The organism is Bacteroides oleiciplenus YIT 12058 (assembly GCF_000315485.1).
Taxonomy (GTDB): Bacteria; Bacteroidota; Bacteroidia; order Bacteroidales; family Bacteroidaceae; genus Bacteroides; species Bacteroides oleiciplenus.
This window is the reverse complement of the sequence record NZ_JH992940.1, coordinates 1,668,326-1,695,136: the sequence shown is the minus strand read 5'-3', so window position 1 is coordinate 1,695,136 and position 26,811 is coordinate 1,668,326. Positions and strand designations below refer to the sequence as shown.

13 protein-coding genes are annotated in these 26,811 nt (G+C 44.0%); 9 read left to right on the top strand and 4 right to left on the bottom strand.

Annotated features, from left to right (window positions below; genetic code table 11):
• Positions 1-7: 7 nt before the first annotated feature.
• The 9 genes from HMPREF9447_RS07185 to HMPREF9447_RS07145 all read left to right on the top strand — a co-directional run bounded on the left by HMPREF9447_RS07185 (position 8) and on the right by HMPREF9447_RS07145 (position 18,069).
• The gene (locus HMPREF9447_RS07185) at positions 8-2,836 is read left to right on the top strand and encodes a SusC/RagA family TonB-linked outer membrane protein (protein ID WP_009129040.1); all 2,829 of its coding nucleotides are present in this window, start codon (positions 8-10) and stop codon (positions 2,834-2,836) included.
• 44 nt (positions 2,837-2,880) lie between these two features.
• Positions 2,881-4,677 carry a RagB/SusD family nutrient uptake outer membrane protein gene (locus HMPREF9447_RS07180; protein WP_009129039.1) on the top strand — a complete coding sequence of 599 codons (1,797 nt, stop codon included), beginning with the start codon at positions 2,881-2,883 and terminating at the stop codon, positions 4,675-4,677.
• A gap of 53 nt (positions 4,678-4,730) precedes the next feature.
• A complete protein-coding gene (locus HMPREF9447_RS07175) occupies positions 4,731-5,753 on the top strand; it encodes a DUF5627 domain-containing protein (protein WP_009129038.1) in 1,023 nt (340 codons plus the stop codon).
• A gap of 31 nt (positions 5,754-5,784) precedes the next feature.
• Positions 5,785-7,938 carry an endo-1,4-beta-xylanase gene (locus HMPREF9447_RS07170; protein ID WP_009129037.1) on the top strand — a complete coding sequence of 718 codons (2,154 nt, stop codon included), beginning with the start codon at positions 5,785-5,787 and terminating at the stop codon, positions 7,936-7,938.
• 250 nt (positions 7,939-8,188) lie between these two features.
• Positions 8,189-9,304, top strand: coding sequence for an endo-1,4-beta-xylanase (locus tag HMPREF9447_RS07165; protein WP_081589766.1), 1,116 nt, complete (start codon positions 8,189-8,191; stop codon positions 9,302-9,304).
• 146 nt (positions 9,305-9,450) lie between these two features.
• Positions 9,451-11,826 carry a glycoside hydrolase family 127 protein gene (locus HMPREF9447_RS07160; protein WP_009129035.1) on the top strand — a complete coding sequence of 792 codons (2,376 nt, stop codon included), beginning with the start codon at positions 9,451-9,453 and terminating at the stop codon, positions 11,824-11,826.
• 30 nt (positions 11,827-11,856) lie between these two features.
• The gene (locus HMPREF9447_RS07155) at positions 11,857-13,830 is read left to right on the top strand and encodes a cellulase family glycosylhydrolase (RefSeq protein ID WP_009129034.1); all 1,974 of its coding nucleotides are present in this window, start codon (positions 11,857-11,859) and stop codon (positions 13,828-13,830) included.
• 98 nt (positions 13,831-13,928) lie between these two features.
• On the top strand, positions 13,929-14,810 hold the full coding sequence (locus HMPREF9447_RS07150) for an alpha/beta hydrolase (RefSeq protein WP_009129033.1): 882 nt from the start codon (positions 13,929-13,931) through the stop codon (positions 14,808-14,810).
• Between the two features lie 34 nt (positions 14,811-14,844).
• Complete coding sequence (locus tag HMPREF9447_RS07145; protein ID WP_009129032.1) at positions 14,845-18,069, top strand: glycosyl hydrolase family 95 catalytic domain-containing protein; 3,225 nt, start codon at positions 14,845-14,847, stop codon at positions 18,067-18,069.
• Positions 18,070-18,146: 77 nt separating this feature from the next.
• On the opposite strand, the gene HMPREF9447_RS07140 is transcribed toward HMPREF9447_RS07145, so the two are convergent.
• From HMPREF9447_RS07140 to HMPREF9447_RS07125, 4 genes are all read right to left on the bottom strand, one after another.
• Positions 18,147-22,247, bottom strand: a complete 4,101-nt coding sequence (locus HMPREF9447_RS07140; protein ID WP_009129031.1) for a hybrid sensor histidine kinase/response regulator transcription factor — start codon at positions 22,245-22,247, stop codon at positions 18,147-18,149.
• 508 nt (positions 22,248-22,755) lie between these two features.
• Positions 22,756-24,789, bottom strand: a complete 2,034-nt coding sequence (locus tag HMPREF9447_RS07135) for an alpha-glucuronidase family glycosyl hydrolase (protein WP_044137542.1) — start codon at positions 24,787-24,789, stop codon at positions 22,756-22,758.
• A 28-nt stretch (positions 24,790-24,817) separates the two neighbouring features.
• Positions 24,818-25,798 carry a Gfo/Idh/MocA family protein gene (locus HMPREF9447_RS07130; RefSeq protein ID WP_009129029.1) on the bottom strand — a complete coding sequence of 327 codons (981 nt, stop codon included), beginning with the start codon at positions 25,796-25,798 and terminating at the stop codon, positions 24,818-24,820.
• 15 nt (positions 25,799-25,813) lie between these two features.
• On the bottom strand, positions 25,814-26,791 hold the full coding sequence (locus HMPREF9447_RS07125) for a glycoside hydrolase family 43 protein (protein WP_009129028.1): 978 nt from the start codon (positions 26,789-26,791) through the stop codon (positions 25,814-25,816).
• Positions 26,792-26,811 lie beyond the last annotated feature (20 nt).

The window sequence follows — 26,811 nt, the reverse complement described above, 5'->3', positions numbered from 1 at the left end:
TAATAAGATGAAACATATATATAAAGGACTTGTATTTTGTGCGGCGTTGGCTTTCGCTCACACACATGTTGCCGCTCAAGAGACGCTGGTTGACTTGGTGGAAGCTGCCCAAACTGATACGCTCCAAAAGGTACAAGTGGCATTCCGTTCCATAGATCGAAGCGACCTGTTGGGCGGAGTATCGGTCATTGATATGAAGGAAATGTCAGAAAAAGCATATACAAACAATAGTTTGAGCCTTGTTGACAATGTGGTGGGTGGTTTCAACGGTAACATCTGGGGAAACAGCGAATACCTCGTTATAGTAGACGGGATGGTGCGTGATGCAAACAATGTGCTCCCTCACGAGATAGATCAGATTACCCTCTTAAAGGGAGCTTCGGCTGTAGTACTCTATGGTCCGCGTGCCGCCAAAGGTGTTCTTTCCATCACTACCAAACGTGGTGAAGTGGGTGATCTCCGAATAAATGTTCATGCCAATACCGGTTTCTATACTCCCAAGTCTTATCCCAAATATTTGGGTTCGGCAGAGTACATGACCCTCTACAACGAGGCTCGTGCGAACGATGGTCTGGCTGCAAACTACTCGCAGGGGGCTATTTATAATCATGCATCCGGCCTGAATCCCTATCGCTATCCCAACTTCGATATGTATTCTTCTGATTATTTGAAGAAAGCATACAACCGCTCTGAAGCGGTAGCCGAAATCTCAGGCGGTAGCGAGAAGGTGAAATATTACACCTCTACAGGTTACTATCGTGAGTCATCCCTCCTTAAAGTAGGCAACACGGAGGATAATTATGTCAGCCGTTTCTTTGTACGCGGAAATGTAGATATGCAGTTACATAAACTTATCACGGCACAGGCTGATGCCAATGTCACTTTCTATGATTCTTATGCAGCCAATGTAGACTGGTGGGGGCAAGCCGCCACGTTACGCCCGTACTTGGTGTCTCCGTTCATCCCTCTGAGTTATATCGAAGGGACTGACCAGAACTCATTGAATACCGTACTTAATAGTAGTTATATCAAAGATGGCAAATACTTCTTTGGCGGTACGCAGCAGAATCCTACTAATCCGGTGGCCGACGCATATGCAGCTGGCGACAACAAGTTTGTGAGCCGTCAGTTCCAGTTTAATACACGCTTTGACATCAATCTGTCCCCGTTACTCAAAGGTCTTTACTTCCGTGCCAAATATGGTATAGACTACGCTTCTACCTATAATCAGGGTTATAGCAGCAGTTATGCCACTTTTTCACCTGTGTGGACCAATTACAATGGAAAAGATGCTATTGCAAGTATTACGCAGTATGGAAAGGATGAGAAGAGTGGCAATGAGAATATCAGCAATTCAGCTTATCGATACACCTATAATGTGTCCGGTCAGTTCGATTATCAGCGCACTATCAATGCCGACCATAATCTTTTTGCCATGGTTTTGGCCAATGCTTGGCAGACACAACAGAGTGGACGCTATCATCGCACTACCAATGCTAATTTAGGTTTCCAGGCATCGTATAACTACCAGCACAAATATTATGCTGACTTCAGTGCTGCAATGCCTTATTCGACTAAGTTGCCCGAAGGTAAACGCGCAGCTTTTTCGCCTACAGTTACTTTGGGCTGGAACCTCGCCAAAGAGTCGTTTATGGAAAATTCTATTTTTGATGACCTAATGGTGACAGCTTCGGCAGGTATTATCAATCAGGATCTCGATATTACCGCTTCCGATAACGAAGACGGTTACTTCCTCTATAAGGCAGTGATACAATCGGGCGGTTGGTACAGTTGGGGGGACAACGGTGGTTTGTCTGCCACAGAGTTCCAGCGTGGTGACAACCTCGACATGAGCTACGTGAAGCGTAAAGAGTTTACCGCAGGTTTGCGTGGTTCTATGTGGAACAGGTTAATTAGTTTCGATGTCAATTTCTTCACCAGCAAAATGGATGGTGGATTGGCTCGTACCAATTCGTTGTATCCCAACTATTTCACGCAGATTGGCTATCCGTCATCATCTATCATTCCTTATGTGAACTTCAATGTGGATAAGCGTACAGGGGTTGATTTCAGTGTATATGCCAACAAGAAGGTGGGTGAAGTGGATCTTACTCTTGGTGTAAGTGGTATGTACTACAAGAGCACTGCCGAGAAGCGGGATGAGAATATAGAGTTCGACTATCTGTCGGCTGTAGGTCGTGCTTTGAACGGGCACTGGGGCTTGCAGAACGAAGGTTTTTTCCAGACCCAGGCTGAAATCGATGCTGCTCCTACACAGACATTTGGAGATGTGAAACCTGGAGATATCCGTTATAAAGACCAAAATAACGACGGTAAGATTGATGACAATGACCGCGTATTTCTGGGGCGTTGGGATTCTCCCTTCATGAGCGGTATTAATCTTACTGTTAAATGGCGCAACTTTACCCTTTATGCCATGGGTAACCTCTATCTGGGTGGCTACGGTATGAAAGATAACTCATACTACTGGGTAAAGGGTGATGGTAAATACTCTGAAGTGGTGCGCAACCGTTGGACTCCCGAGACGGCAGCTACGGCCACTTATCCGCGACTGACCACAACCGACGGTGCCAACAACTTCCGTACTTCCGACTTCTGGATGTATAAGAACGACCGCTTCAACCTTACTCAGATTCAGCTTACTTACAAGATGCCTGAGAAAGTGTTGAGAGGAACTTTCATCAAGGGTTTGAGTTTCTTTGCCAACGCAAACAACCTGCTCACCATTGCGAAAGAGCGCAAAGCTTTGGAACTGAACGTAGGCAGCGCACCTCAGACGCGCTTCTACCAACTTGGTTTTAAGGGCACTTTCTGAGAAAATGATAAATTTAATAATGAAGATTGAAAAAATAAGAAGTTATGAAACTAAAAAATATCATCTTATCAGCGGCATTATTGGTGGCATTCTCCGCTTGCGACGATTTGTTTGAGCCGACAATAGAGAACCACAAAGATGCGGCAGACTTGGAAAACATGCCTTCGTGGGCTGTCGGTTTGTTGGGACATGCCTATATTAGTAATCCGCTAGGTGAAAATGCCAACTCTTGGAAGTTTACTGACGTAGCTACCGACGATGCCGTATCCAATGATATAGGAAATTCTTATCTGAAGATGGCAACTGGTTCCTGGCGTGCTGATAACAATGCCATGGACAATTGGCAATATTTGCGTGCGTCGTGGCAATACCTTAATCAGTTTCTGGAAATTTCTGAGAATGTGGAGTGGGCTAGAGATAAGGTAGCTTCCGACCTTTTCAAAGTACGTTTCCAAGGCGATGCTTATGGTATGCGTGCCCTCTACATGTATCATCTGTTGATGAGCTGTGCCGGATGGAGTGCTGATGGGCAATTGCTGGGTATCCCCATCCTGACAGAATCGGAGGATATCAATTCAGACTTTAATAAGCCGCGTAACACATTCCGTGAGTGTTTGGATCAACTGAACAGGGATGTGGAGAAAGCTATTGAGATGCTTCCCGAAGAGTATGGTGATGTGAATGGTGCAGGCGATGTACCCTCCAAATATACTCAGATGGGTGCCGACCTCAGTCAGTACAACCGTGTGTTTGGAGACCATGCCAAGAATCGTATGAGTGCCCGCGTGGCTCGCGCCATCCGTGCCCAGGCTGCCCTGCTTGCAGCCAGCCCTGCCTATAGCGAAGGCTCTGGAGTTACTTGGGAACAGGCTGCTAACAGTATGGCTGAGATACTGGCTAATCTTGGTGGTAATCCTATAGCTAACATCGATCCTACAGGTAACAAGTGGTACGAAGATGCCAATGGCATCAAGAACCTGGTGGCAGGCTACAACCGCCCCGAATTTTTGTGGCGTAGCAACAAGAACGAGAGTGCCGATCTTGAAAAGGATCAATATCCTCCTTCTCTTTTCGGCAAGGGGCGTGTCAATCCTTCTCAGAACTTGGTAGATGCATTTCCTTCGTTGACCGGTTATCCTATCAGCGACTCTCGAAGTGGGTATGATGCTCAGAATCCATATGCTAATCGTGATCCCCGCTTGGCCCTGTACATCATTTATAATGGTTGCAAGGCTGGTGCATCAAGCAGTGTTATCACTACTGCCGCAGATGGCACCAATAACGATGCCATGAATAAGTTCGACGGAGCTTCTACACGTACCGGTTACTACTTACGTAAATTCTTGGATATGAACGTGAATGCTAATCCAAGCAACACCACTAATGGCTATCACATCAAACCTTGGATTCGTTATACTGAAATTTTCCTAGGGTATGCTGAAGCTGCCAATGAGGCTTGGGGACCGCAAGGTAAAGGAGCCAACAGTTACTCAGCCTATGATGTGATTAAGGCTATCCGTCAACGTGCCGGTATCGGTGAGAATGGTGGCGATCCTTATCTGGAGTCGATAAAAGGCGACAAAGACAAAATGCGTGAACTCATCCGCAACGAACGTCGTCTGGAACTCTGCTTCGAAGGTTTCCGTTTCTGGGATTTACGTCGCTGGAAGGTGGATCTCAGCAAGCTGAATGAAACCGTGAAGGGTATGAAGATTACGGGAACTAACCATGAAGTGGTAGACGTAGAGAAACGCGACTATAAGGATTACATGTACTACGGTCCTGTGCCTTATAGTGAAATGTTGAAGTTTGATGCTCTCATCCAGAATAAAGGATGGTAAGTGACAGTCTGCGTGTAAACGAATTTATATAAACTGAATAAATGAAAATAGCAATGAAAAAATCATTCCTGATAATAGCCGCTATGGCGGGAGCTTTGTTCACAGCATGTGAGAACAACGACTGGGACTTCCCCGACTACAAATATTCTGCGGTTTACTTTGCCTATCAAAGTCCCATCCGCACCATTACACTGGGCGAGGATGAATCGGTGGATAACTCATTGGACAAAGAGCATAAGTGCCAGATTATGGCTACCATAGGCGGTGTATACGAGAATAAGAAAGACGTGGAAATCGGCATCCGGGTAGACAACTCGTTGTGCGATGGCTACGCTTTTGGAAGTTCTGAAGGTGATGTAGAGCCTCTGCCTTCTTCACATTACACATTGAGTTCTGAGAAGATTGTCATCAAAAAAGGCCAAGTATTGGGTGGCGTTACTGTGAACCTGACGGACGCATTCTTTAATGATCCTAAGTCCACCGGGTTGAACTATGTTATCCCTGTAGTGATGACCGGTGTGCAGAATGCCGACTCTATCTTGGAGGGAAAGCCTTCAGTTGATACTCCCCATCGTATGAACAAGGATAACTGGGAGATACAGCCTAAAGACTATATTCTCTATGCTGTGAAGTATATCAGCAAGTACGATTCGCACTACCTGCGTCGGGGCGTTGATACTTATAGCGGTGGCAAGACCGGTACGGAGGTTCGCCATGCTGCCAATGTGGAGAAGGATGAAACTATTGACGGATTCAGTACTGTAGGTCTGAATAAGGTGCAGTGGGTTCGTCCCACCCGTAACGCAGCCGGAGAGATCATTGACAGTAAATTGTTGCTCGCTTTCGATGAGAGTGGTAACTGTACCATTACTTCCAACTCCGAAGGCGTAGCGGCTACTGGTAGCGGCAAGTTCGTAGCCAAAGGTGACAAGAAAAGCTGGGGCAATAAAGACCGTGATGTGCTCTATCTGGATTATACCATGGACTATGCCGGCATTCATTGTGTCACCAAAGACACTTTAGTGGTGCACTACCGTGGCGTGAAGGCTGAATGGTTCACTCCCGTGAAGAAATAATGATAGGATTTCTTATTAAAAAAGTATTTATATGAAACATATAAAAAATATATTAGGAACAATGCTTTTAACGGCTGCGGCTGTTGTTGCCACCTCTTGTGTGGACGATACCAAGTTGTTGTTTGATGTTGAGAAGCCTGCCTCTATTGCAGGTATGGAGTATCTCAATCAGTATGATGCATTGAAAACTTATATAAACAGTAGTGCCAATCCCGACTTTAAGTTGGGAATCGCACTGGCTGCAAGCGATTATATTGCAGGTGGTCAGGTGACACGCCTGGCTAACTCTAATTTCCATGAAATGACGGCAGGTAATGCCATGAAGTATGCTTCGTGTGTATCTGACGATGGTACAATGAATTTTGGAACCGTAGAAAACTTCGTTTCTGCGGCCAAAGCCGGAGGAATTACTATTTATGGACACACATTGGCTTGGCATGCGCAGCAGAATAATAAGTATTTGAATTCGTTGCTGAAAGATAAGGAGATGGATGGAGATCCTGATGAAAAAATTGATGTTGAAGATTATGTAGTAGATTACTCTAAAGATCCATATACTTTCTGGAAGCAAGCGCCGGAAGGTGTAACTATTGATGTGAATACTTCTGAGGGTTGTCTTGAAGTTATAAATCCTACTCCCGCTGAACAGAATTACCTTGTTCAGTATCATACAGCTGACGGTCTTCCTACCCTTGTAGGTAAGGAGTATAAGTTGAAAATGATGATTAAGGGTTCTGGTAAAGGTCGACTTTCAGTCGGTGTAGGTCCTTGGTCAGGTAGAGCCGAAGGGGGATTTGATTTCGACACTGAGTGGAAAGAGTATGAGTTTGCTTTTAAAGCTGTGGCTGATGGTGGTCACGTGATGACTCAATCAGGTCTTTTTGCCGGAACTATTCAAATTAAGTATGTTAAGATTACTCACTCTGAAAGTCCTGCTGTAGAGGTTGAACAAGAGAAAGTGATGCGGACTTGTCAGGATGGTCCATTTCCATTCTATGTAATGGGTTGTGAACCTCCTGTTATAGATGGCTGTATACATTTTGTGCCTACAGGTGATTGGTCACAATTCTTTATTCTTCCTGGTGGTGAAAATTCACTTGAAGAAGGAAATTATGTCATGTATCTCGATCTGAAGTCTTCTAAGGATGGTGATGGTGTACAATTGACCATGCAGAATGGCTGGGGAGGGGATGCTCAAAGTATTACGGTTTCTGTGCCTATTAAGGCGGGTAGTCAGATGGTAAGATTGAATCTTCCTAATGTTGCGGGTGGCAATTATGATGTCATTCTTAAACCACAGACTTGTGACGCAACACTTGATCTTAAGTCGGTTAGGATTTGTAAGGTTGTGAAGATGAATTCGATTCCTCTTACTCCCGAAGAAAAGAAAGACACCCTAACCTGGGCCATGAATAACTGGGTAGAGGGTATGATGAAAGCTACTACGGGTTATGTAACTGCATGGGATGTAGTGAACGAAGCTATTTCCGGTGGTGGTGATGACGGGGAAGGTTTCTATCCTTTACAGTCATCTGCTAGTGCTAGCGCAGAGGATGCCAAGAATAATTTCTACTGGCAAGACTATTTAGGTAGCGTGGATTATGTGCGTATTACTGTGGCTGCTGCCCGTAAGTACTATGCTGAGAATGATGGAATCAATCCTTTGAAACTCTTCGTCAACGACTATAATCTGGAATCAGACTGGGATGACAACAAAAAGGTCAAGAGTTTGGTACATTGGATTAAGAAGTGGGAAGCTGACGGCGTGACGAAGATTGACGGTATTGGTACGCAGATGCATGTGAGTTGCTATGCCAATGCTGCTATACAGAAGAGCAAGGAAGATCATATTGTGAAGATGTTCGAAATCATGGCTAAGAGCGGTAAGCTGGTGAAGATTTCCGAGCTCGATATGGGCTACATAGATGAGAACGGTAATAGTGTGAAGACAGAGAATATGACTGAAGTTCAGCATAAGGCGATGTCCGAATACTATAATTTCATCGTGAAGAAGTTCTTTGAAATAATTCCTGCTGCCCAGCAGTATGGTATTACCCAATGGTGTGCTACCGATAGTCCCAATAGTTCCAGTTGGCGCGGTGGTGAACCGGTAGGTCTGTGGGATGCTAATTATAACCGCAAGCATGTCTATGCAGGATTTGCAGAAGGCTTGTCCGGTAAATAAGAGTTCTCTATAATTAACGCCCATACAGGAAATCCTTGTATGGGCGTTAATTTATCTTTTCTGTTAGTATATGCAAGTGACAGAAAGGACGATGGAATGTTTCTGCAAGAAATTGTAACATAGACATTAAAGATGTAACATCAGTGAATAACTATGTAGCATGAAAATACAGCTTGTTTTATTTCTATCTGTTACATTTGAAACCGGAAAGATAGCTGAAATTATAGTTAAAGATAAAATAGAAAATAATATGAAAAACAAGAATATTTTGTTTGTATTATTAATGGGATTTGCTTTAAATTCCTGGGGAGGTAATCCTGTAAGGAGCGATGAACCTTCTCTGAAAAAAGTAGTGGGTGATAAGTTCCACATTGGTGTTGCCATTAACACGGCGCAATCATCAGGACGTGATGCGAAGTCGGTACAATTGATAAAAAAACATTTTAATTCTGTTGTAGCTGAAAACTGCATGAAGAGTGCGGTTATTCACCCGGAAGAAAATCGATACAATTTCTCTCAGGCAGACGAGTTCGTAAAGTTTGGAGAAGACAATGATATGTTTATTATCGGACACTGCCTGATGTGGCATTCTCAACTACCACGATGGTTTTGTACAGATTCCGAAGGGAAGAATGTATCACCGGAAGTATTGAAGCAACGGATGAAAGACCATATTTATACGGTTGTTGGGCGGTATAAAGGACGTGTTAAGGGATGGGATGTTGTGAATGAAGCTATTATAGAAGATGGCTCTTATCGCAAGACGAAATTCTATGAAATCTTAGGTGAAGAATTTATCCCTCTGGCATTTCAATATGCCCATGAAGCAGACCCGGATGCTGAACTTTATTACAATGATTATGGCATGAATGTAGAAGGCCGCCGCAATACAGTAGTGAAGATAGTGAAAGATATGAAGGAAAAAGGTCTGCGGGTAGATGCCATCGGTATGCAGGGACATATGGGAATGGATTATCCGGATATGAAAGAGTTTGAAGAAAGTATTCTTGCTTTTGCCTCAACAGGTGCTAAAGTGATGATTACCGAGTGGGATATGAGTGCATTGCCAACAGCAAAGCGGAGTGCAAACATTTCTGATACTGTAGCTTATCGGAAAATGTTGAATCCGTATCCGGAAGCTCTGCCGGATAATGTCTCTGAGGAGTGGAACGCAAGAATGACTGATTTCTTAAACTTGTTCATGAAGCATTCGGATGTTATTACCCGCGTAACGGCATGGGGAGTAATTGATGGTGATTCCTGGAAGAATGATTTTCCGGTGAGAGGTCGCCGCGATTATCCGTTACTTTTCGATCGTAATTATCAACCGAAGCCTTTTGTGAAAGAATTGATAGAAAAGAAATAATATCAGAGATATATCGGTTCTCTTCTTTCCGAGAACCTGATATAATTGTGCATTTTATAAAATCTTCCTGCATCCTCTGTGAAGAGTGCGCAGGAGCACAAATGAAAGAATTGTTTTACAATATATTAATTACTCAAAGAAATACTATGAATAGAAAAAGAGCTTTATCAGTGTTGTTTTGCCTTGTTTCATTTCTTGCAAGTACGCTTGCTCAGGACAAATTGTATACGAATACTTTTCCATTAGGGCAGGTGAAATTGCTGGAGGGCCCCTTTAAGCATGCGTGCGATTTGAATGTGCAGATACTGCTGCAATATGATGTTGATCGTTTATTAGCTCCTTTTCTGAAAGAGGCCGGACTACAGCCTAAGGGTGAAAGTTTTCCGAATTGGGAAGGCCTTGACGGTCATGTAGGCGGACATTATCTGTCTGCATTAGCTATCCATTATGCAGCTACGGGTAATGTGGACTGTAAGAAACGTATGGAGTACATGATTTCTGAACTGAAACGTTGCCAGCAAAAGCATGCTGACGGATATGTAGGCGGTGTTCCTGATGGAATGAAAGTCTGGAATGAGATTAAAAAAGGAAATGTCGGAATAGTATGGAAATACTGGGTACCCTGGTATAATCTGCACAAAATTTATGCAGGGTTGCGTGATGCCTGGATATACGGTGGCAATGAAGAGGCACGGATGATGTTTCTTGAACTTTGTGATTGGGGGATGACGATTATTGCTCCTTTGAATGATGAGCAGATGGAGCAAATGTTGGCTAATGAATTTGGTGGTATGGACGAAGTATATGCTGATGCATACCAGATGACAGGTGACATGAAGTATCTGAATACAGCCAAGCGTTTTTCTCATAAGTGGCTGCTTGACAGCATGGCGGCACAGGTCGATAATCTTGATAATAAACATGCCAATACGCAAGTCCCTAAAGTGGTAGGTTATCAGCGGATTGCCGAACTGGGACATGATAAGAAATATGAGGTTGCTACTGAATACTTCTGGAATACGGTGGTTTATAACCGTTCTCTTTCTTTAGGCGGTAACAGTCGTCGTGAGCATTTTGCAGCAGCGGATGATTGCAAAAGTTATGTGGAGGACCGTGAAGGACCTGAGTCATGCAACACGAATAATATGTTGAAACTTACCGAAGGCTTGTTCCGCATGCACCCGGAAGCCCGTTATGCTGATTTTTACGAACGGGCAATGTATAATCATATCCTTTCTACCCAGCATCCGGAGCATGGAGGTTATGTCTATTTTACTTCTGCGCGTCCTGCGCATTACCGGGTCTATTCTGCTCCCAATAGCGCTATGTGGTGTTGTGTGGGAACGGGTATGGAAAATCATGGTAAGTATGGTGAATTCATTTATACCCATGCTCATGATTCGTTGTTCGTTAACCTTTTTGTAGCCTCGGAACTTAACTGGAAGGAGAAAGGAATTACTCTGATACAGGAAACCCGCTTCCCTGACGAAGAAAGCAGCCGTTTGACTATTCGGGTTAAGAAACCGACTAAGTTTAAATTATTGGTTCGCCATCCGTGGTGGGCTGATGGGAATGATATGAAGGTATTGTGTAAGGGTAAGGATTATGCCTCCGGTTCTTCTCCTTCTTCCTATATTGTGATAGAAAGAACATGGAAGAATGGTGATGTTGTTGACATCACTACTCCTATGAAAGTTCATATTGAAGCGTTGCCGAATGTCTCTGAGTATATCTCTATCATGCGTGGTCCTATTTTGTTGGGAGCACGGATGGGAACAGACCACTTGGATGGGCTAATTGCGGATGATGGTCGTTGGGCACATATTGCGCATGGACCGTTAGTTTCTGCTTTTGATACTCCTTTTATTATCGGCAGTCGGGAAGAAATACAGTCGAAACTTGATAATATGAAACCGGTAGCCGGAAAAGCTTTCTGCTATACTGTGCCCGGATTGTTTACTGAGAAATATAAAGATCTGGTTCTTGAACCTTTCTTTCGTATTCATGATAGTCGCTACATAATGTATTGGCTTGCAATGACTCATGAAAAATATGCGGAGTTCCAGAAAGCAGAACAAGAGAAAGAACAACTTAAATTATTACTGGATAAACGGACTGTTGACGCGGTTGCTACGGCAGAACAACAACCGGAAGTGGACCATTTGATGAAATATGAAAATTCAACTACTGGAACTTTTGAGGGTGAAACTTGGCGTGATGCCCGTAATGGTGGCTATTTCCAGTATAACATGATGACGGGAGATGAGAGCGATTTGTCGCTGATGGTTCGTTATTGGGGGGATGAAACCAGAAACCGCACTTTTGATATTTTAATTGACGACGAGTTGTTGGTAACCGAGAATCTGGTTGGTAAATGGAAACGTAAAGAACTGGTAAATGTGGAATATCCTATTCCGGCAACAATGATTAATGGCAAGAAGTCTGTTACTGTAACTTTCCGTAGTAAACCGGGAAATATAGCCGGTGGAGTCTTTTATATCAGATTATTGAAGAAAGAATAGGATAATGGCGGATAATATATTTAGATGAACATGAAAAGAATAATAAAAGAACTTTTCTTCCTGGGTTTTATACTGTTACTGACGTCTTGTTCTGATGATCCAATACAAGAAGTAGCGCCGCCGGAAGAACCGGTGGGACCCGTTGAGCCTGAACCTGAACCAGGGGATGATAATAACTCGTTGCCTCTTTTAAGTGTAGTGGGGCGTTATCTTAAGAATACGAAAGGAGAGATTGTAAATTTGCACGGCTTTACGCAGACTTACAGTCCTTATTTCAATAATGGTGCGTGGTCCAACTATGATGTGCAGGCCTGCCTGAATTATAATAAGCGCATGGTAGACGGAATATTGACTGCGGGTTGGAAATTTAATTTTGTCCGTTTGCATTTGGATCCTTATTGGAGTGATGATACTTCCATGCCATATGTGCGCTATGAAGGGCATGAACGTTTCTCGGAAGCACGTTTCCGGAAATATCTGGATGAATTATTTGTGCCAATGGCGGAATATTTCATTTCTAAAGGGATGTATGTAGTGATGCGCCCGCCTGGCGTGTGCCCTAATCGGGAACCTGCGGATAAATATCAGGGAATAGAAGTGGGAGATACTTATCAACAGTTTCTGTTGAAAGTCTGGGATATTGTATCACAACATGCAAAGTTGAAAAACAATTCCGGAATTATGTTTGAATTGGCTAATGAGCCGGTCAATATAAAAGGAACGGATGGGGGTTATGGAAGTACGGGCGACGCTTGTTTCGCTAACACGAAAATCTATTTCCAAGCGATTGTCGATAAAATACGAAGTCATTGCAATAATATTATCTGGGTACCCGGACTGGCATATCAGTCTTCCTATGCAGGTTATGCCACTCACCGTATTGAAGGTGAAAATATTGGTTTTGCTGTTCATTGCTATCCGGGTTGGTATGGTAGTGATGCGGAACAGGATAGTGGTGAAGGAATCGGTTCATCTACTGGAGGAGGATATGAAGCCTTTCAGCGTGGATGGGATGCGCAGGTAGGACCTGTAGCAGCTTTTGCCCCTATCATGGTGACGGAGATAGACTGGGCACCGAAGAAATATGATGCTACTTGGGGTAAAAGTGTTACAGGTACGGCAGGGGGCGAAGGTTTTGGTGCCAACTTCAAGTACATAGCTGATAACTCGGGCAACGTCTCTTGGCTGTTTTTCACCACGAGGTCTCATGAACTGGCGGCGTTTAAGGATGTACCGGGTGAACCGGGCAACTATACTTTTCTCAACGATCCTGAAGCTTGTCCATGGGCAATGTATCATTGGTTCAAGGAGTATGCTGAAGGTATGGTAGTGAACGGAGAGTTGGAAAAACTGGAACTGGTGGGACAGGAAGGTGAACTTCGTCTGCAAATGGGAGGTACAAATTATCTCAAAGTAAAAGCAACCTATTCGGACGAAACATCACGGATGGTGACTGCGGAAGCGGATATCAATAGTTCGAACACAGCTGTGCTGAAAGTGGAACGCGCTGGTAAACTGGTGGCTGTGGCACCGGGCGAAGCTACGATAACTGTTACTTATCAATCCGCTACCGGAGTCAGTAAACAGTTATCACTGAAGGTTACAGTAATTTCTCCTTTCTCGCTAACAGCAGATGTATTTAATCCTTCTATTTGGGAAAATGGCACTTTTGATGAGGCTACCCGTACTTTGGTGACGGGACAGTATGGGTTTGGCGGTTGGCAATATGCTGACGGGCTTGATTTGTCAGGATATAAAACACTGACTGTAGAACTGGGTAATGATAGTGAGAGCAGTGTTTCGTTCCGTTTGTTTGATAAAACCAGCTATTGGACAAAACCTGCCACCTATAATTTCGGTTCGTCGCGTAAAGTAGTTGTCGAGTTGAATCGGATGATTGATGAGGATGGGGTGAAGATTGATTCTTCACATCTCTATATTGTAGGTTTCTGGTCTATGGGTGGCAAACCGATTATAATAGCCAATATTGCTTTGGCAAATTGAGTATTATCTAATATTGATATTGAAATATCTGAAATTATAAAGCTGTGATCAGATTCATGCCTTATTTTTGCAGATGCACATAAATAATTTAAAATATAATGAAGAAGATAATTGTATGGTTAGTTGTAGTAATGTGTACACTGGCTGGTTATGCACAAAATGCCCCTTGGAATTTTCAGAGTAAAGTAGTTACGGATACTCTTTTTAGTAAAGTGTTGAATGCCAAACGGGCCTATACTGTTTTTCTACCCAAAAGCTTTGAACAGAATAAAGAGAAAAAATATCCTGTTCTCTATCTTTTGCATGGAATGTGGGAGACAAATCCGGTTTGGACCGAACGTGGTCATGTAAAAGATGTCATGGATAGGCTTGTGGCCAGTGGCGAGGCGTGTGAGATGATCATTGTTACTCCGAATGCCGGTGGCAATATCCATATGGAGTGGAACGGATATTTTGATATGCCGGGTTGGAAATATGAGACTTTTTTTTATACGGAATTCTTACCTCATATAGAGAAGAAATACCGGGTGATAGGTGATAAGCAGCATCGTGCCATTGCCGGTTTGTCGATGGGAGGTGGCGGAGCTACTAATTATGGTCAGCGCCATAGTGATATGTTCTGTGCAGTTTATGCGATGAGCGCTCTGATGTCTATTCCTGAACAGGGAGCAGTGTCTGCTGATGACCCAAATTCGAAAATAGCGATACTTACCCGTAGTGTTATTGAAAATAGCTGTGTGAAATATGTGATGGAGGCTGACGAGAATCGTAAGGCTGATTTACGTAGTGTTGCTTGGTTTGTAGATTGTGGGGATGATGATTTCCTGCTTGATCGTAATATAGAGTTTTATCAAGCTATGCGTAATACTGGCATACCCTGCCAGTTCAGGGTGCGTGATGGAGGGCATGACTGGGAATATTGGCACTCGGCTCTTTATCAGTGTTTGCCTTTCGTAACCCGAATATTTGGTAAAGAATGAGTATGTATATAGAAAAATAAATAATAGACAGATTATGAGAACATTTGTATTTACATGCTTACTTCTTTTAGGCATGACGACATTTGCACAAGATGCGAATTTTCATATCTATCTGTGTTTGGGGCAATCGAACATGGAGGGAAATGCAAAGGTGGAAGAACAGGACACAGTGGCTATTGACAGCCGTTTTCAGGTATTAGCGGCTGTCGATTGTCCTAATTTGGGGAGGACCAAAGGGAATTGGTATAAGGCGGTTCCTCCTTTGGCACGTTGCTATACAGGCCTGACCCCGGGAGATTATTTTGGACGGGCTATGGTGGCTAACCTGCCATCCAATGTGCGGGTAGGTATTATCAATGTTGCCGTAGGTGGTTGCAGGATAGAATTGTTTGACAAGGATAACTATCAGTCGTACGTAGAAACTTCTCCGGACTGGTTGAAGAATATGGTAAAAGAATATGGCGGCAATCCTTATGCGCGTTTGGTTGAGCTGGCAAAGCTTGCTCAAAAAGACGGAGTGATTAAAGGTATTCTGTTACATCAGGGAGAGTCGAATACAAATGATAAAGACTGGCCCTTAAAAGTAAAGGGAGTGTATGATAATCTTCTGAAAGATTTGGGATTATCTGCTGCTAATGTGCCTTTACTGGCGGGTGAGGTGGTACATGCAGATCAGAATGGAATTTGTGCCAGCATGAATACAATCATCGACAGTTTGCCACAGGTAATTCCTACTGCACACGTCATATCCTCTGCCGGTTGTCCGGCTGCATTCGATAAGCTTCATTTTACAGCCGAAGGATACTGGATGATGGGAGCACGCTATGCTGCTAAGATGCTTTCTATTTTGGGATATGGAGATTGGACATCTGCCCAGAATATGAAGTTGTGGTATGGTCGTCCGGCACAAGACTGGCTGGAAGCTCTGCCACTGGGCAATTCCCGTTTGGGAGCTATGGTATTTGGTGGAACTGCCCGTGAAGAACTGCAACTCAATGAAGAGACTTTCTGGGCCGGCGGACCTTACAATAATAACAATCCCAGAGGATTGCAGGTATTGCCTGAAATACGCCGTCTTATTTTTGAAGGCAAAACTCTGGAGGCACAGAAACTCATTGATGAGAATTATATGACACCTCAGCATGGCATGCGCTACTTGACGATGGGGAGTCTTTTCCTGAATTTCCCCGGACATGAGAATCCTTCTGAATATTACCGGGACCTGAATTTGGAGAATGCTACTGCTACCATCCGTTATGAAGTGGATGGAGTGAAGTTTGTCCGTACGGCGTTTGCCTCTTTGAGTGATGATGTGATTATTGTCCGTATTCAGGCGGATAAGGCAAAGGCTTTGAATTTCGCCATATCATACAACAGTCCGCTGAAATCGAATGTACAAGTAAAGGGTGGCAAACTGATTATCTCCTGTCAGGGAGCTGAACATGAAGGAGTCCCTGCTGCTATGCGTGCCGAATGTCAGGTGCAGGTGAAAACAGATGGTAAAGTGAGTAAGGAAGAAAGCTCACTTGCCGTGAATGGGGCTACCGAGGCTACTTTGTACATATCGGCAGCTACCAATTTTGTGAATTACCATGATGTCAGTGCGAACGAGTCAAAGCGTGCGGCTACTTATTTACAGAAAGCCACCCGTATTCCTTACGAACAGGCTCTGAAGAGTCATATCGCTTCTTACCGTAAACAATATGACCGTGTGGCCCTGACTTTGGAAAGCACTAAAGTTTCTGCTTTGGAAACACCTGTCCGTGTGCAACGTTTTATGGAAGGGAATGATATGGCGATGGCGGCTTTGATGTTCCAATATGGTCGTTATTTGTTGATTTCTTCTTCGCAACCCGGTGGTCAGCCTGCTAATCTTCAGGGGATCTGGAATCACAGTCCATATGCTCCCTGGGATAGTAAATATACGATTAATATCAATGCGGAGATGAATTATTGGCCTGCTGAAGTTACCAACCTGAGTGAGACGCATGAACCTCTCTTTGACATGGTGGCCGATCTGGCGGTTGCAGGTAGCGAGACTGCTAAAGTTCTTTATGATGCTAAAGGTTGGGTGGCACATCATAATACGGATATATGGCGTGCCTGCGGACCGGTGGATGCTGCATACTTCGGCATGTGGCCTAATGGAGGTGCCTGGCTGGCACAACATCTGTGGCAGCACTATCTGTTTACCGGCGACAAGGAGTTTCTGAAGAAATATTATCCGGTACTGAAAGGAACTGCTGATTTTTATTTAAGTCATTTAGTGGAACATCCGAAATATAAGTGGATGGTTACGGTGCCTTCCATGTCTCCGGAACATGGTTACCGGGGTTCACAAACAACGATTACGGCAGGTTGCACAATGGATAATCAGATTGCTTTTGATGCTCTTTACAGTACACTCCAGGCAAGCCGTATTCTGGATGGTGATAAACAGTATGAAGATTCTTTGCAGACCATGTTGGACAAGTTGCCGCCAATGCAGATTGGCAAACATAACCAATTGCAAGAGTGGCTGATTGATGCTGATAATCCGTTGGATGACCATCGGCATATTTCGCACTTATATGGTTTATATCCCGGTAATCAGATTTCTCCGACTACGAATCCTGAGCTATTCCAGGCGGCCCGCAATACTTTGATACAGCGTGGAGACATGGCTACCGGTTGGAGTATAGGTTGGAAGATTAATTTCTGGGCACGTATGCTGGATGGCAATCACGCTTATAAGATCATACAGAATATGCTTCATCTTTTGCCTAATGACAAAGTGCAGAAAGAATACCCCGAGGGGCGTACTTATCCTAATTTGTTTGATGCCCATCCGCCTTTTCAGATTGATGGTAACTTCGGTTATACGGCAGGAGTGGCAGAGATGTTGTTGCAAAGCCATGACGGGGCGGTACAATTGTTGCCCGCATTGCCCGAAGCATGGAAGAAAGGAAGTGTGAAAGGACTTGTTGCCCGTGGCGGTTTTGTGGTGGATATGGAATGGGATGGTGCTCAGTTGAATAAGACGAAGATACATTCTCGTCTGGGTGGAGTATTGCGCATCCGTTCTTATGTTCCTTTGAAAGGAAAAGGGGCGCAAATGGCTGACGGTGCTTGTCCGAATCCTTTGTATGCACCGGCAGTTATAAAAGAGCCAATCGTTTCAAAACAGATAAATCCTCAATCTCCGATTCTCTATCGTACTTATGAATATGATATTGTTACTCAGCCGGGAGAAGATTATTATTTGGAACGTGCAATGTAATAAAAGTAAAGCTTTATATTAATTGAACGCCGTCTACAAAGTATCATTGTCAGATACTTGTAGACGGCGATCTTTTTTTATTGCTGTTCTTCTTCAGACTGGGTGGAGTCTAAACGCTTTTCCATATAGCTTGTCGGAGATACACCGTACAACTCTTTGAATGCCGTAGAAAAATAGGCTATGTTTGTAAAGCCTGTGAGTCTTGCTACTTCGGTGATACTATGGTATTTATCACCCAACAACGATGCCGCTTGCTTTAGTCTTACATTACGTATCAAGTCACGAGTCGACTGGTTGGTGAGTTCCTTTAATTTTCGGTGAAGATGTACACGGCTGATACCAACTACGGTTGCTATCATCTCGACATTCAAATCAGGATTACTCAAGTTTTCATTGATAACTTTCATTACCTTATTCAATAACTTGTCGTCAGGTGACTGTACATTTAGCTTATGCAATTTATCTTCCCGTATCTGGTTACCACTGAAACTGTTGCGTAGCACTTCCCGGCTTTTGATAAGGTTCAGTACGGTCTTTCTCAATATTTCAATATTGAATGGCTTTACGAGATATGCATCTGCGCCAGTCTCCAAACCTTCCAATTTATCTTCTTCTCTCGACTTGGCTGTCAATAGAATAACAGGTATATGGTTCACTGTCACATTCTGCTTTATTTTCCGGCAAAGGGTCAACCCATCCATTTCCGACATCATAATGTCACTGATAATGAGGTCCGGTGCTTTCTTCAGAATCATAGAAAGTGCCTCTTTACCGTTGGCGCATTCATGCATATGAAAATCGCTTGCCAGTTCCCGGCATATATATTTGCGTATTTCTTCATCATCCTCTACGACTAAAACGTGACGTTTGGTTTTGGAACGTACCTTTACGTCTTCTTCATCCGTAGGTGAGGGTGTAGGCAATGCTGTAGTGATATGTACGGGATTATAGTTATTGGAAGAAGCCTCATCAATCTCTTCTGCTGTTAAGTGTTCTTTGCCTAAAGGGAGGCGGATAATGAAGCGCGAACCCGGTTTTCCCTCGTTACTCTCAGCCAATATTGTGCCATGATGCAATTCTATTAATGAGCGGCTCAGATGCAAGCCAATGCCGGTACCTATATTAGAGTTGTTGTGGCTGTTGCGAATCTGATAAAAGCGTTCAAAAATCCGTCCCATCTCTGCAGGATCGATGCCAATACCGCTATCTGCCACTACAATTTCAAAATAATGTTGCAGAGCTTTAGAAGCCTTCGGACTTTCACCCATGCGTAGATAAATATTGATTTCACCATTTTCTGGTGTAAACTTGAAAGCATTGGAAAGTATGTTCAGAATTACTTTATCGAAGTTCTTCGGATCTATCCAAACCTGTAGTTTTTCTATTTCCGGTTGGAAATTCAGGGTGATATGTTTAGTTTTTGCCTGGTATTCAAATGTGTTATACAAGTCATGGATAAATCCTACGATATCCATCTCCTGAAATTTCAAGGCCATCTGTCCTTTGTCGATTTTGCGGATGTCCATCAACTGGTTTACTAACCGGAGTATACGTTCTGCATTCCGGTAGATAGTGTAATAGTTCTTCTGCCGTTCTCCATCCTTATCTATAGCTATCAATTTCTGTAGCGGACTTATGATGAGGGACATCGGAGTACGGATTTCATGGGAAATGTTGATAAAGAATTGTAGCTTTGCTTCATTGATCTGTTCCGCATGTATATGCTCCATTATTTCCTGACGGGCACGATAGCGATGGCGCACTTGTATGATGATAATATAAATGATGCCCAGTGCTAAGATTATATATATTAGTTTAGCCCAGCCGGATGCATACCAGGCTGGGAAAATGGTAATTGTTATTTCCTTTGTATCGGAGTAGTAATTATAATCTTTGGCTTTTATTTGGAACGTATAGTTGCCTGGGGCTAAGTTACTGAATGAAACTCGATTTATGCCTTGTTGCAGGCTGACCCAATTTGAATTGTTGAGGGAATACATGTAAGTAATCCGTTCCGGACTATAAAATTCCATAGCAGAAAACTCAATACTGAAAGAATTGTCTTTGTGAGATAATTGAAAGAGCTCCGCATCCATAATTGCTGTATTGACAATCTCATAATTTCCGGATTTCATTCCTTTCTTGATGGTCTTTTCATGAATATTAAAATCTGTAATCCGTATTTCCGGTTTTTTATTGGGATTGGTAATCACCAGTGGATTGAAGTAGGTGATACCACCGGTTCCTCCGAATATGATTTCTCCTGTCGGATCGGTAAAACCTACCCCTTTGCTAAATTCATTGCCTTGCAATCCATCATTGGCATAAAAGTTTATGAAACTAGGATTCCTGGTGTTATAACGGCTGATTCCGTAGCCTGTACTAATCCAGAGATATCCGTTATCATCACCTTGGATGGAGCAAATAAGGTTGCTGGGTAAGCCATCTTCCATGGTGTATTCGTGAGTAGACATTGTTTTGGGATCCAAATAATTTAACCCTCTGGACGTACCGATCCAAATGCCGCCGTTCTGATCTTGGTATAGGGCATAGACAACATCACCGGGTAATATCCTTTTAGTTTTAAGAGGGCTATTGAAATTCATTGTTTTTATATCCAGACAAGCTAGGCCATCATAAGTGCCTATGTATAATTTGTCATCGGCGGTGTGTAGCAGGCAATTGATCCATGAATTATGTAGCATTTCCGGCTTTCCCCATTCTGCTATGGTTTCATACGTGTGGCATCGGTTTATTTTGCCTGTATTTATGTCCATATAAAAAATGCCAGCCCCCATGGTTCCTATCCATAGATTCTTGTCGTTATCCTCGGCAAAACAATAGACACTTTGTACCAGATTTGATCGGTCGTCTACAAGATTCAAATAGGTACATTTTCCTGTTTTGGTATCCATTTTCGCCATACCATTCAAGTAGGAACCTATCCATAGGTTATGATTGGAATCTTCGTAGATACTCATTATGGTAGAAGGAACAGAGTGGGGACTTTCTGAAGTTGTGAAATGTACATTCTGTGTGCCATCGGGAGAAATACCATAGATTCCATCGTTATCAGTACCTACCCATAAAGTTCCGATGTGATCTTTAAAAACAGACATAACACAACTTGAACCGATTGTGTTGTTAACGGCTGATTTGAAGCCAATGTATTTGAATTCATTGGTTGTTGCAGGAATAATCATGACCCCTTTCTGGAAGAATCCCAGCCAGAGATTTCCTAATCTGTCTTTTTGGATAGAGTGAACTTTAGCTTTATTCAGATTAAAGGTAGTGACATTGAGGTTGCTATCCTGCATTTTCTTTTTCTGAATATCGTAAATTTTAATACCATTTCCGTCTGTTCCAATATAGATTTCATCCTGATCTGTTGGATATAAGATTTTGATAGGAAGGTTAGAATCAGGACTATATACAATAGGAGTAAATGTCTCTGTCTGGTAGTTATATTGAAATAATCCCTTTTGCAGACTTCCCATATATAGATTCCCATATCTATCTTCGCAAATGCTTGAGATCGTATTCCATGCTATTCCCTTTTCGCTTAAATATTGCTTTTGCTGCTTGTTATTGTCTATTCGGAATATGCCATTGTCTCCTGTTGTTACCCATAAGAATCCTTGCTTGTCTTCATATAAACAAGTTATCAGTCTACTTGGGATGGTCTTATCTATTTGTTGTACTACCATGTTGTCACCTTGCGTTTCTAATGAAAACAGGTTGTGTCCCGATGTGCCGACGAGTATTTCTCCGTTTTTACGTTCGATTATGGAAGATATATTAGCCTCTGCTTTGCCTCCATTGATAAACTTCATAGGAATAGTAGTGAACATATCGGTTTCCCGATCATAGATCTGCAGTCCCTTCAGGCTACCGACGAAAAGACGTTTCCGGCTATCTTCATAAAGCACGCGAACATAATTGTTCAATAGAGAATTAGGATTCCTTTTATCGTGTTTATATACGGTAAATTTAGCTCCGTCATATCGATTCAGGCCGTCCTCCGTTGCAATCCAGATAATTCCATCCTGGTCTTGATAGACTTTATTTATCATACTGCTTGACAGCTCTTTGTCAACAGTAAACATTCTGCCCTCTTGAGCATAACACAAGTTGCTGAATAAGAATAAGCAGATTAGATATAATATTGTATTTTTCATATCTTATTAATTTTCTGCCCACAAATATAGTTAATATCAGCTATACTTTCTTTTAAAAAGAAAACTAATATTCTTTTAATATACTTATTCTAGGATTTTTCTGTTGAGCAAATACGAAAAGATGTAATTGCTATTAAAGAATAGTGCGACAATCTGTTTAATTTCATCCTCTCCGTTATGGGTGCAATATTATTTAGATGATTTGTTGAAATTTATTAATGGTTGCGTAGTCTTTTGTAACTGTTTGACTATCAATGTGCTTTGGTTGTGCTGTATTCAGTTGTATACTGAACCCTATTCACTATACGACTGAATTAGGTTCAGTATACGGCTATTTCTTGAGTAGATGTTATTTGTAAAAAGAATTGGTGAGTGCATCGAGTGTAAGCGGGCTTTGAGAGAACGATTCCGGCAGAATACCTGCGAATCGTTCATCTCTCAAATTCAACCCATTTTGTTTACGAGCAGGAAGATTTGAAGAAGCTTCGTGATACTTTCTGCCGTTTCATTATCTCCTTTCATTCAGCATCTCCCTTGTAGGACATTCGTGGTTGTCAATCGGAAGTTTCACCTGTTTCAAGTCATCCAATTCATGTATCGGGCGTTCGATGTCGTAAGGAATCCGCATACCTGAATATTCCATGAAGTAGAGCAGGCAGGCATCTTTCCACCATGTGGCATCACGCGCCTGTATTTTCAGGCGTGACTGCACGTCTTTGAAACGTTCCATGTCGATATAATTCTCTGTTAGGTCCCATTTTCTTTGAAAACTTCTGACTTGCTGCACACCTCTGTCGTAGCGGAAGCAGAGTTCATCCCAGAGTGTACGTCCGCTTTGCATGGTGTGATTCCATGGAGCATGGTGGAACCAAAGCAGGTATTCATCCGGACAAGTATTGATGTCATCGTAGAGATGGCAAAGCGAGTCGGGATACTGGGCGGTGGCATTACTTCCGGTATGGCTGCGGTCGAAGCCGATTCCAGCTTTATCAGCTTTGTGATAATAAGAGGGCATCCAGTCGGGGCGTGCACCGGGAATATCACACCAGGGCTCGGGACCGTAATGATGTCCCCAGGCAAAAAGATGGTGGAGGCCGAGGGGCATCATGTAGTCTACTACAGCTTCACGGCTTTGCATCATCATTTGCCATACTTCATGGGCAATGGGGGCGTGCTGAGGGTTGTGCGCATCAAAGAATGTCTGTTTCAACCATTCTTCCGCTATTGCTCCGGAAGATAGCTCAGGATTCCAGGCGAGGCGGCCGAAAGCATACCAGTTGGACTGTGCAAAGGGATGTCCGCACCAGTTGGCATCTGTTCCGATATTGGCAACGCCTGCCATTGCTTTCAATGAAGAAGGTTGTACGAAATCGAAAAATTCCTTCCACATCGGAGCAAGATAGGCAAGATGATTGGAGAAGCCCAGATATTCTTGTGTAATCTGGAATTCGACCATCTGTGCGGTCTTGGGCATGGCACCGAACAGGGGACTGTATGGTTCGCGCGGTTGGAAATCCACCGGACCGTTCTTTATCTGTACGATGACGTTATTGCGGAATTGCCCGTCCAGCGGCTGGAATTCCAGATAAGCCTGTTTGGCGCGATCGGCATCGCTGGGGCTATAAACGAAGGCACGCCACATGATAATGCCTTTGTAAGGTTTCACGGCATCCGCCAGCATGTTGGCACCTTCGGCATGGGTGCGGTTAAAGTCGCACGGGCCGGGTTGCCCTTCGGAATTGGCTTTCACGAGGAAGCCGCCGAAGTCGGGGATGAGGCGGTAGATTTCTTTTGTTTTGTTCTTCCACCAGGCGATGACTTCTTTATCCAGCGGGTCGGCGGTGGAAAGACCTCCTAATTGCATAGGGGAAGCGAAGTTAATGGAGAGATACACGCGAATGCCGTACGGGCGGAATACATCTGCCAGTGCTTTTACTTTCTCCAGATATTCGGTGGAAAGGATTTGTGAGGAGGCATTTACGTTGTTGATGACTGTGCCGTTGATGCCGATGGAAGCGTTGGCGCGGGCATAGTCCGCATAGCGGTCGGAGAGGGTGGAAGGCAGGGCTTCCCAGTCCCATAAAGACCGTCCGGCATAACCCCGTTCAATGCTGCGGTCCAGATTATCCCAGTGGTTGAGGATGCGCAGGTCGTAAGTGGGACTTTCTTTGATATTCAGTTTAGAGAAGTTTTCTGCACCGGTATCTTGCAGCCTCAGCAGGTGGAAGGCTCCGTAAAGCAGACCGCGCTCTCCGGCGGAGGTGATGGTTATCTTTTGGCCGTTATCTGAAGTGAGGAGGCAATATCCTTCTTCACCTAAAGCACGTGTTTCTTTGTTGCGCTGGAGGATTAATGTAACGGGCATGCCTTTCCAGGCTTTGCGCAACTCGGTGGTGGCGATGTCCAGCATGGGCGATTGCTTGTTGCAGGATATGGTTGCATTCCCGTCTGTGGAGTATCGGAGCCACAGGCGACTGCCGTTCTCGGCTGAAACGGGAAGCAGAAAGCATATCATAAAGAGTAGGGAAAGTACTTTCTTCATAAATAAGAATTGTTGATTGGTTATTCATTCATTCGTCAGAGGGGTAGCGTACACCCCATTCTTTACGCAGGTTATCCATCAGGCGCATGATGCGCAAGGTTTCGGCATGAGGCATGAAAGGCGATTCGAGCCACCTGTTCTTCAGGGCATCTATAGAAGCATATACCTGATATTCATATCCGGTGATTTGTGGAGGGCAGTTGTAGACGGCTATGGTTTGGTAATCTTCCGTCACTACCGTAACCCGTTGCGGATTATTGATGTTCTCTACAATTATGTGTCCTTTTTCTCCGGAGATAATACCCTGGCGGTCGGTCATGCTCAGCATGGTGCTATGCAGTACGGCGATTTTTCCATCTTTGAAGATGAGGGTTATGCTGTTTTGGGCATCCACTCCTGTGTCAGTCTTAATGCAGGTTGAAGCGATATTCTCAATCTCGGTGCCGAATATCATGGAGGCGAAGTTCAGCGTATATACTCCCAGGTCGAGTAAAGCTCCGCCTGAAAGAGCGGGTTGCCGGAGCCGTTCGCGGTTGCCGATAGGATAACCCAGATTGGCAGATAATGTCATGGGGCGCCCAATGATGTCGCTTGCTATGATTTCGTTGATGGTTTGAGACAAAGGCATGTAGCGTGTCCAGATGGCTTCGGTGATGAAGAGATTCTTTTCTTTGGCAAGATTCAGTAATTCTTCTGCCTGGCGGGCATTGGAGGTAAATGCTTTCTCGCACAATACCGCTTTGTCATGTAGCAAACTCATGCGTGCATGTTCATAGTGATGTGAATGAGGAGTGGCAATGTATACCAACTCCACCTTTTCATCAGCAAGCATCTCTTCATAGGAACCGTAGGCACGGGTGAATCCCCACTTTTCGGCAAAGTCGCGGGCGGTTTGTAACTGGCGGGAAGCAACTGCGTAAGCTTCCACACCTTTCATTCCCATGAGGGTGATTGCCATCTTCTCAGCAATCCATCCGGTACCTATGATTCCTATTTTTACTGTATCCATATGGTTGATTGTCGGTTAATCAAGTCCTTCGATGGTAATGATACGTCCGTCGGCATCGTATTCCAGTTCACAAACTTTCAGGCTGCGTAACCAGGTGCGTCCGCCGGAAGGCACACTGTCGTGGTGGAACAGATACCATTTGCCTTTGTATTCCACAATGGCATGATGGGTGGTCCAGCCTACTACCGGGGTGAGGATGACGCCCTGATAGGTGAATGGACCGTATGGGTTGTCGCCGATGGCATAGCACAAGCGATGGGTATCTCCGGTGGAGTAGGAGAAGTAATACTTGCCGTTGTACTTGTGCATCCAGGAGGCTTCAAAGAAACGTCGGTCGTTATCTCCGGCAGTCAGCGGTTTGCCGTTTTCGTCCAGAATAACTACAGCTTTAGGCTCTTCGGCGAATTGCAGCATGTCTGCACTGAGTTTGGCAACGCGTGCAGGGATGGACGGTTCATTGTCTGCAGGGAAAGTAGCACCGCTTTCCAGGGCTTTGTTGTCACGGTAACGTTGCAGTTGTCCGCCCCAGAGACCGCCGAAGTACATATAATAGTTGCCGTCGCCGTCATTCAGTATGGCAGGGTCCATGCTGTAGCTTCCGCGCATCGGGTCAGGCTGGGGAGTGAACGGACCTTCGGGACAGTCGCTGATGGCAACGCCGATACGGAAGATGTCGTTTTGGTCTTTCAGAGGGAAGTACATATAGTATTTGCTATCTTTCTCTGCTACGTCACAGTCCCAGAGTTGGCGTCCGGCCCAAGGAATATCTTCGGTGGTGAGTACAAGACCATGGTCTGTGATTTCTCCGTGCATCGGATCGTCGGTAGAGAAGACGTGATAGTCTTTCATATTGAAGTGGTCGCCGTTGTCATTCTCGGGGATACCACTTTCCCAGTCGTGCGACGGATAGATGTAAAGGCGGTCGTTGAATACGTGAACGGCAGGGTCTGCCATATAATCTCCGGGTACTAAGTATCTTTTTTCTTTCTTCATGATTGTATAATTTTAAGGGT

Coding starts and splice junctions, on each gene's coding strand:
- HMPREF9447_RS07145 (WP_009129032.1), top strand. CDS start 14,845: ATGAGAACATTTGTATTTACATGCTTACTTCTTTTAGGCATGACGACA.
- HMPREF9447_RS07175 (WP_009129038.1), top strand. CDS start 4,731: ATGAAAAAATCATTCCTGATAATAGCCGCTATGGCGGGAGCTTTGTTC.
- HMPREF9447_RS07125 (WP_009129028.1), bottom strand. CDS start 26,791: ATGAAGAAAGAAAAAAGATACTTAGTACCCGGAGATTATATGGCAGAC.
- HMPREF9447_RS07140 (WP_009129031.1), bottom strand. CDS start 22,247: ATGAAAAATACAATATTATATCTAATCTGCTTATTCTTATTCAGCAAC.
- HMPREF9447_RS07135 (WP_044137542.1), bottom strand. CDS start 24,789: ATGAAGAAAGTACTTTCCCTACTCTTTATGATATGCTTTCTGCTTCCC.
- HMPREF9447_RS07170 (WP_009129037.1), top strand. CDS start 5,785: ATGAAACATATAAAAAATATATTAGGAACAATGCTTTTAACGGCTGCG.
- HMPREF9447_RS07155 (WP_009129034.1), top strand. CDS start 11,857: ATGAAAAGAATAATAAAAGAACTTTTCTTCCTGGGTTTTATACTGTTA.
- HMPREF9447_RS07185 (WP_009129040.1), top strand. CDS start 8: ATGAAACATATATATAAAGGACTTGTATTTTGTGCGGCGTTGGCTTTC.
- HMPREF9447_RS07180 (WP_009129039.1), top strand. CDS start 2,881: ATGAAACTAAAAAATATCATCTTATCAGCGGCATTATTGGTGGCATTC.
- HMPREF9447_RS07150 (WP_009129033.1), top strand. CDS start 13,929: ATGAAGAAGATAATTGTATGGTTAGTTGTAGTAATGTGTACACTGGCT.
- HMPREF9447_RS07160 (WP_009129035.1), top strand. CDS start 9,451: ATGAATAGAAAAAGAGCTTTATCAGTGTTGTTTTGCCTTGTTTCATTT.
- HMPREF9447_RS07165 (WP_081589766.1), top strand. CDS start 8,189: ATGAAAAACAAGAATATTTTGTTTGTATTATTAATGGGATTTGCTTTA.
- HMPREF9447_RS07130 (WP_009129029.1), bottom strand. CDS start 25,798: ATGGATACAGTAAAAATAGGAATCATAGGTACCGGATGGATTGCTGAG.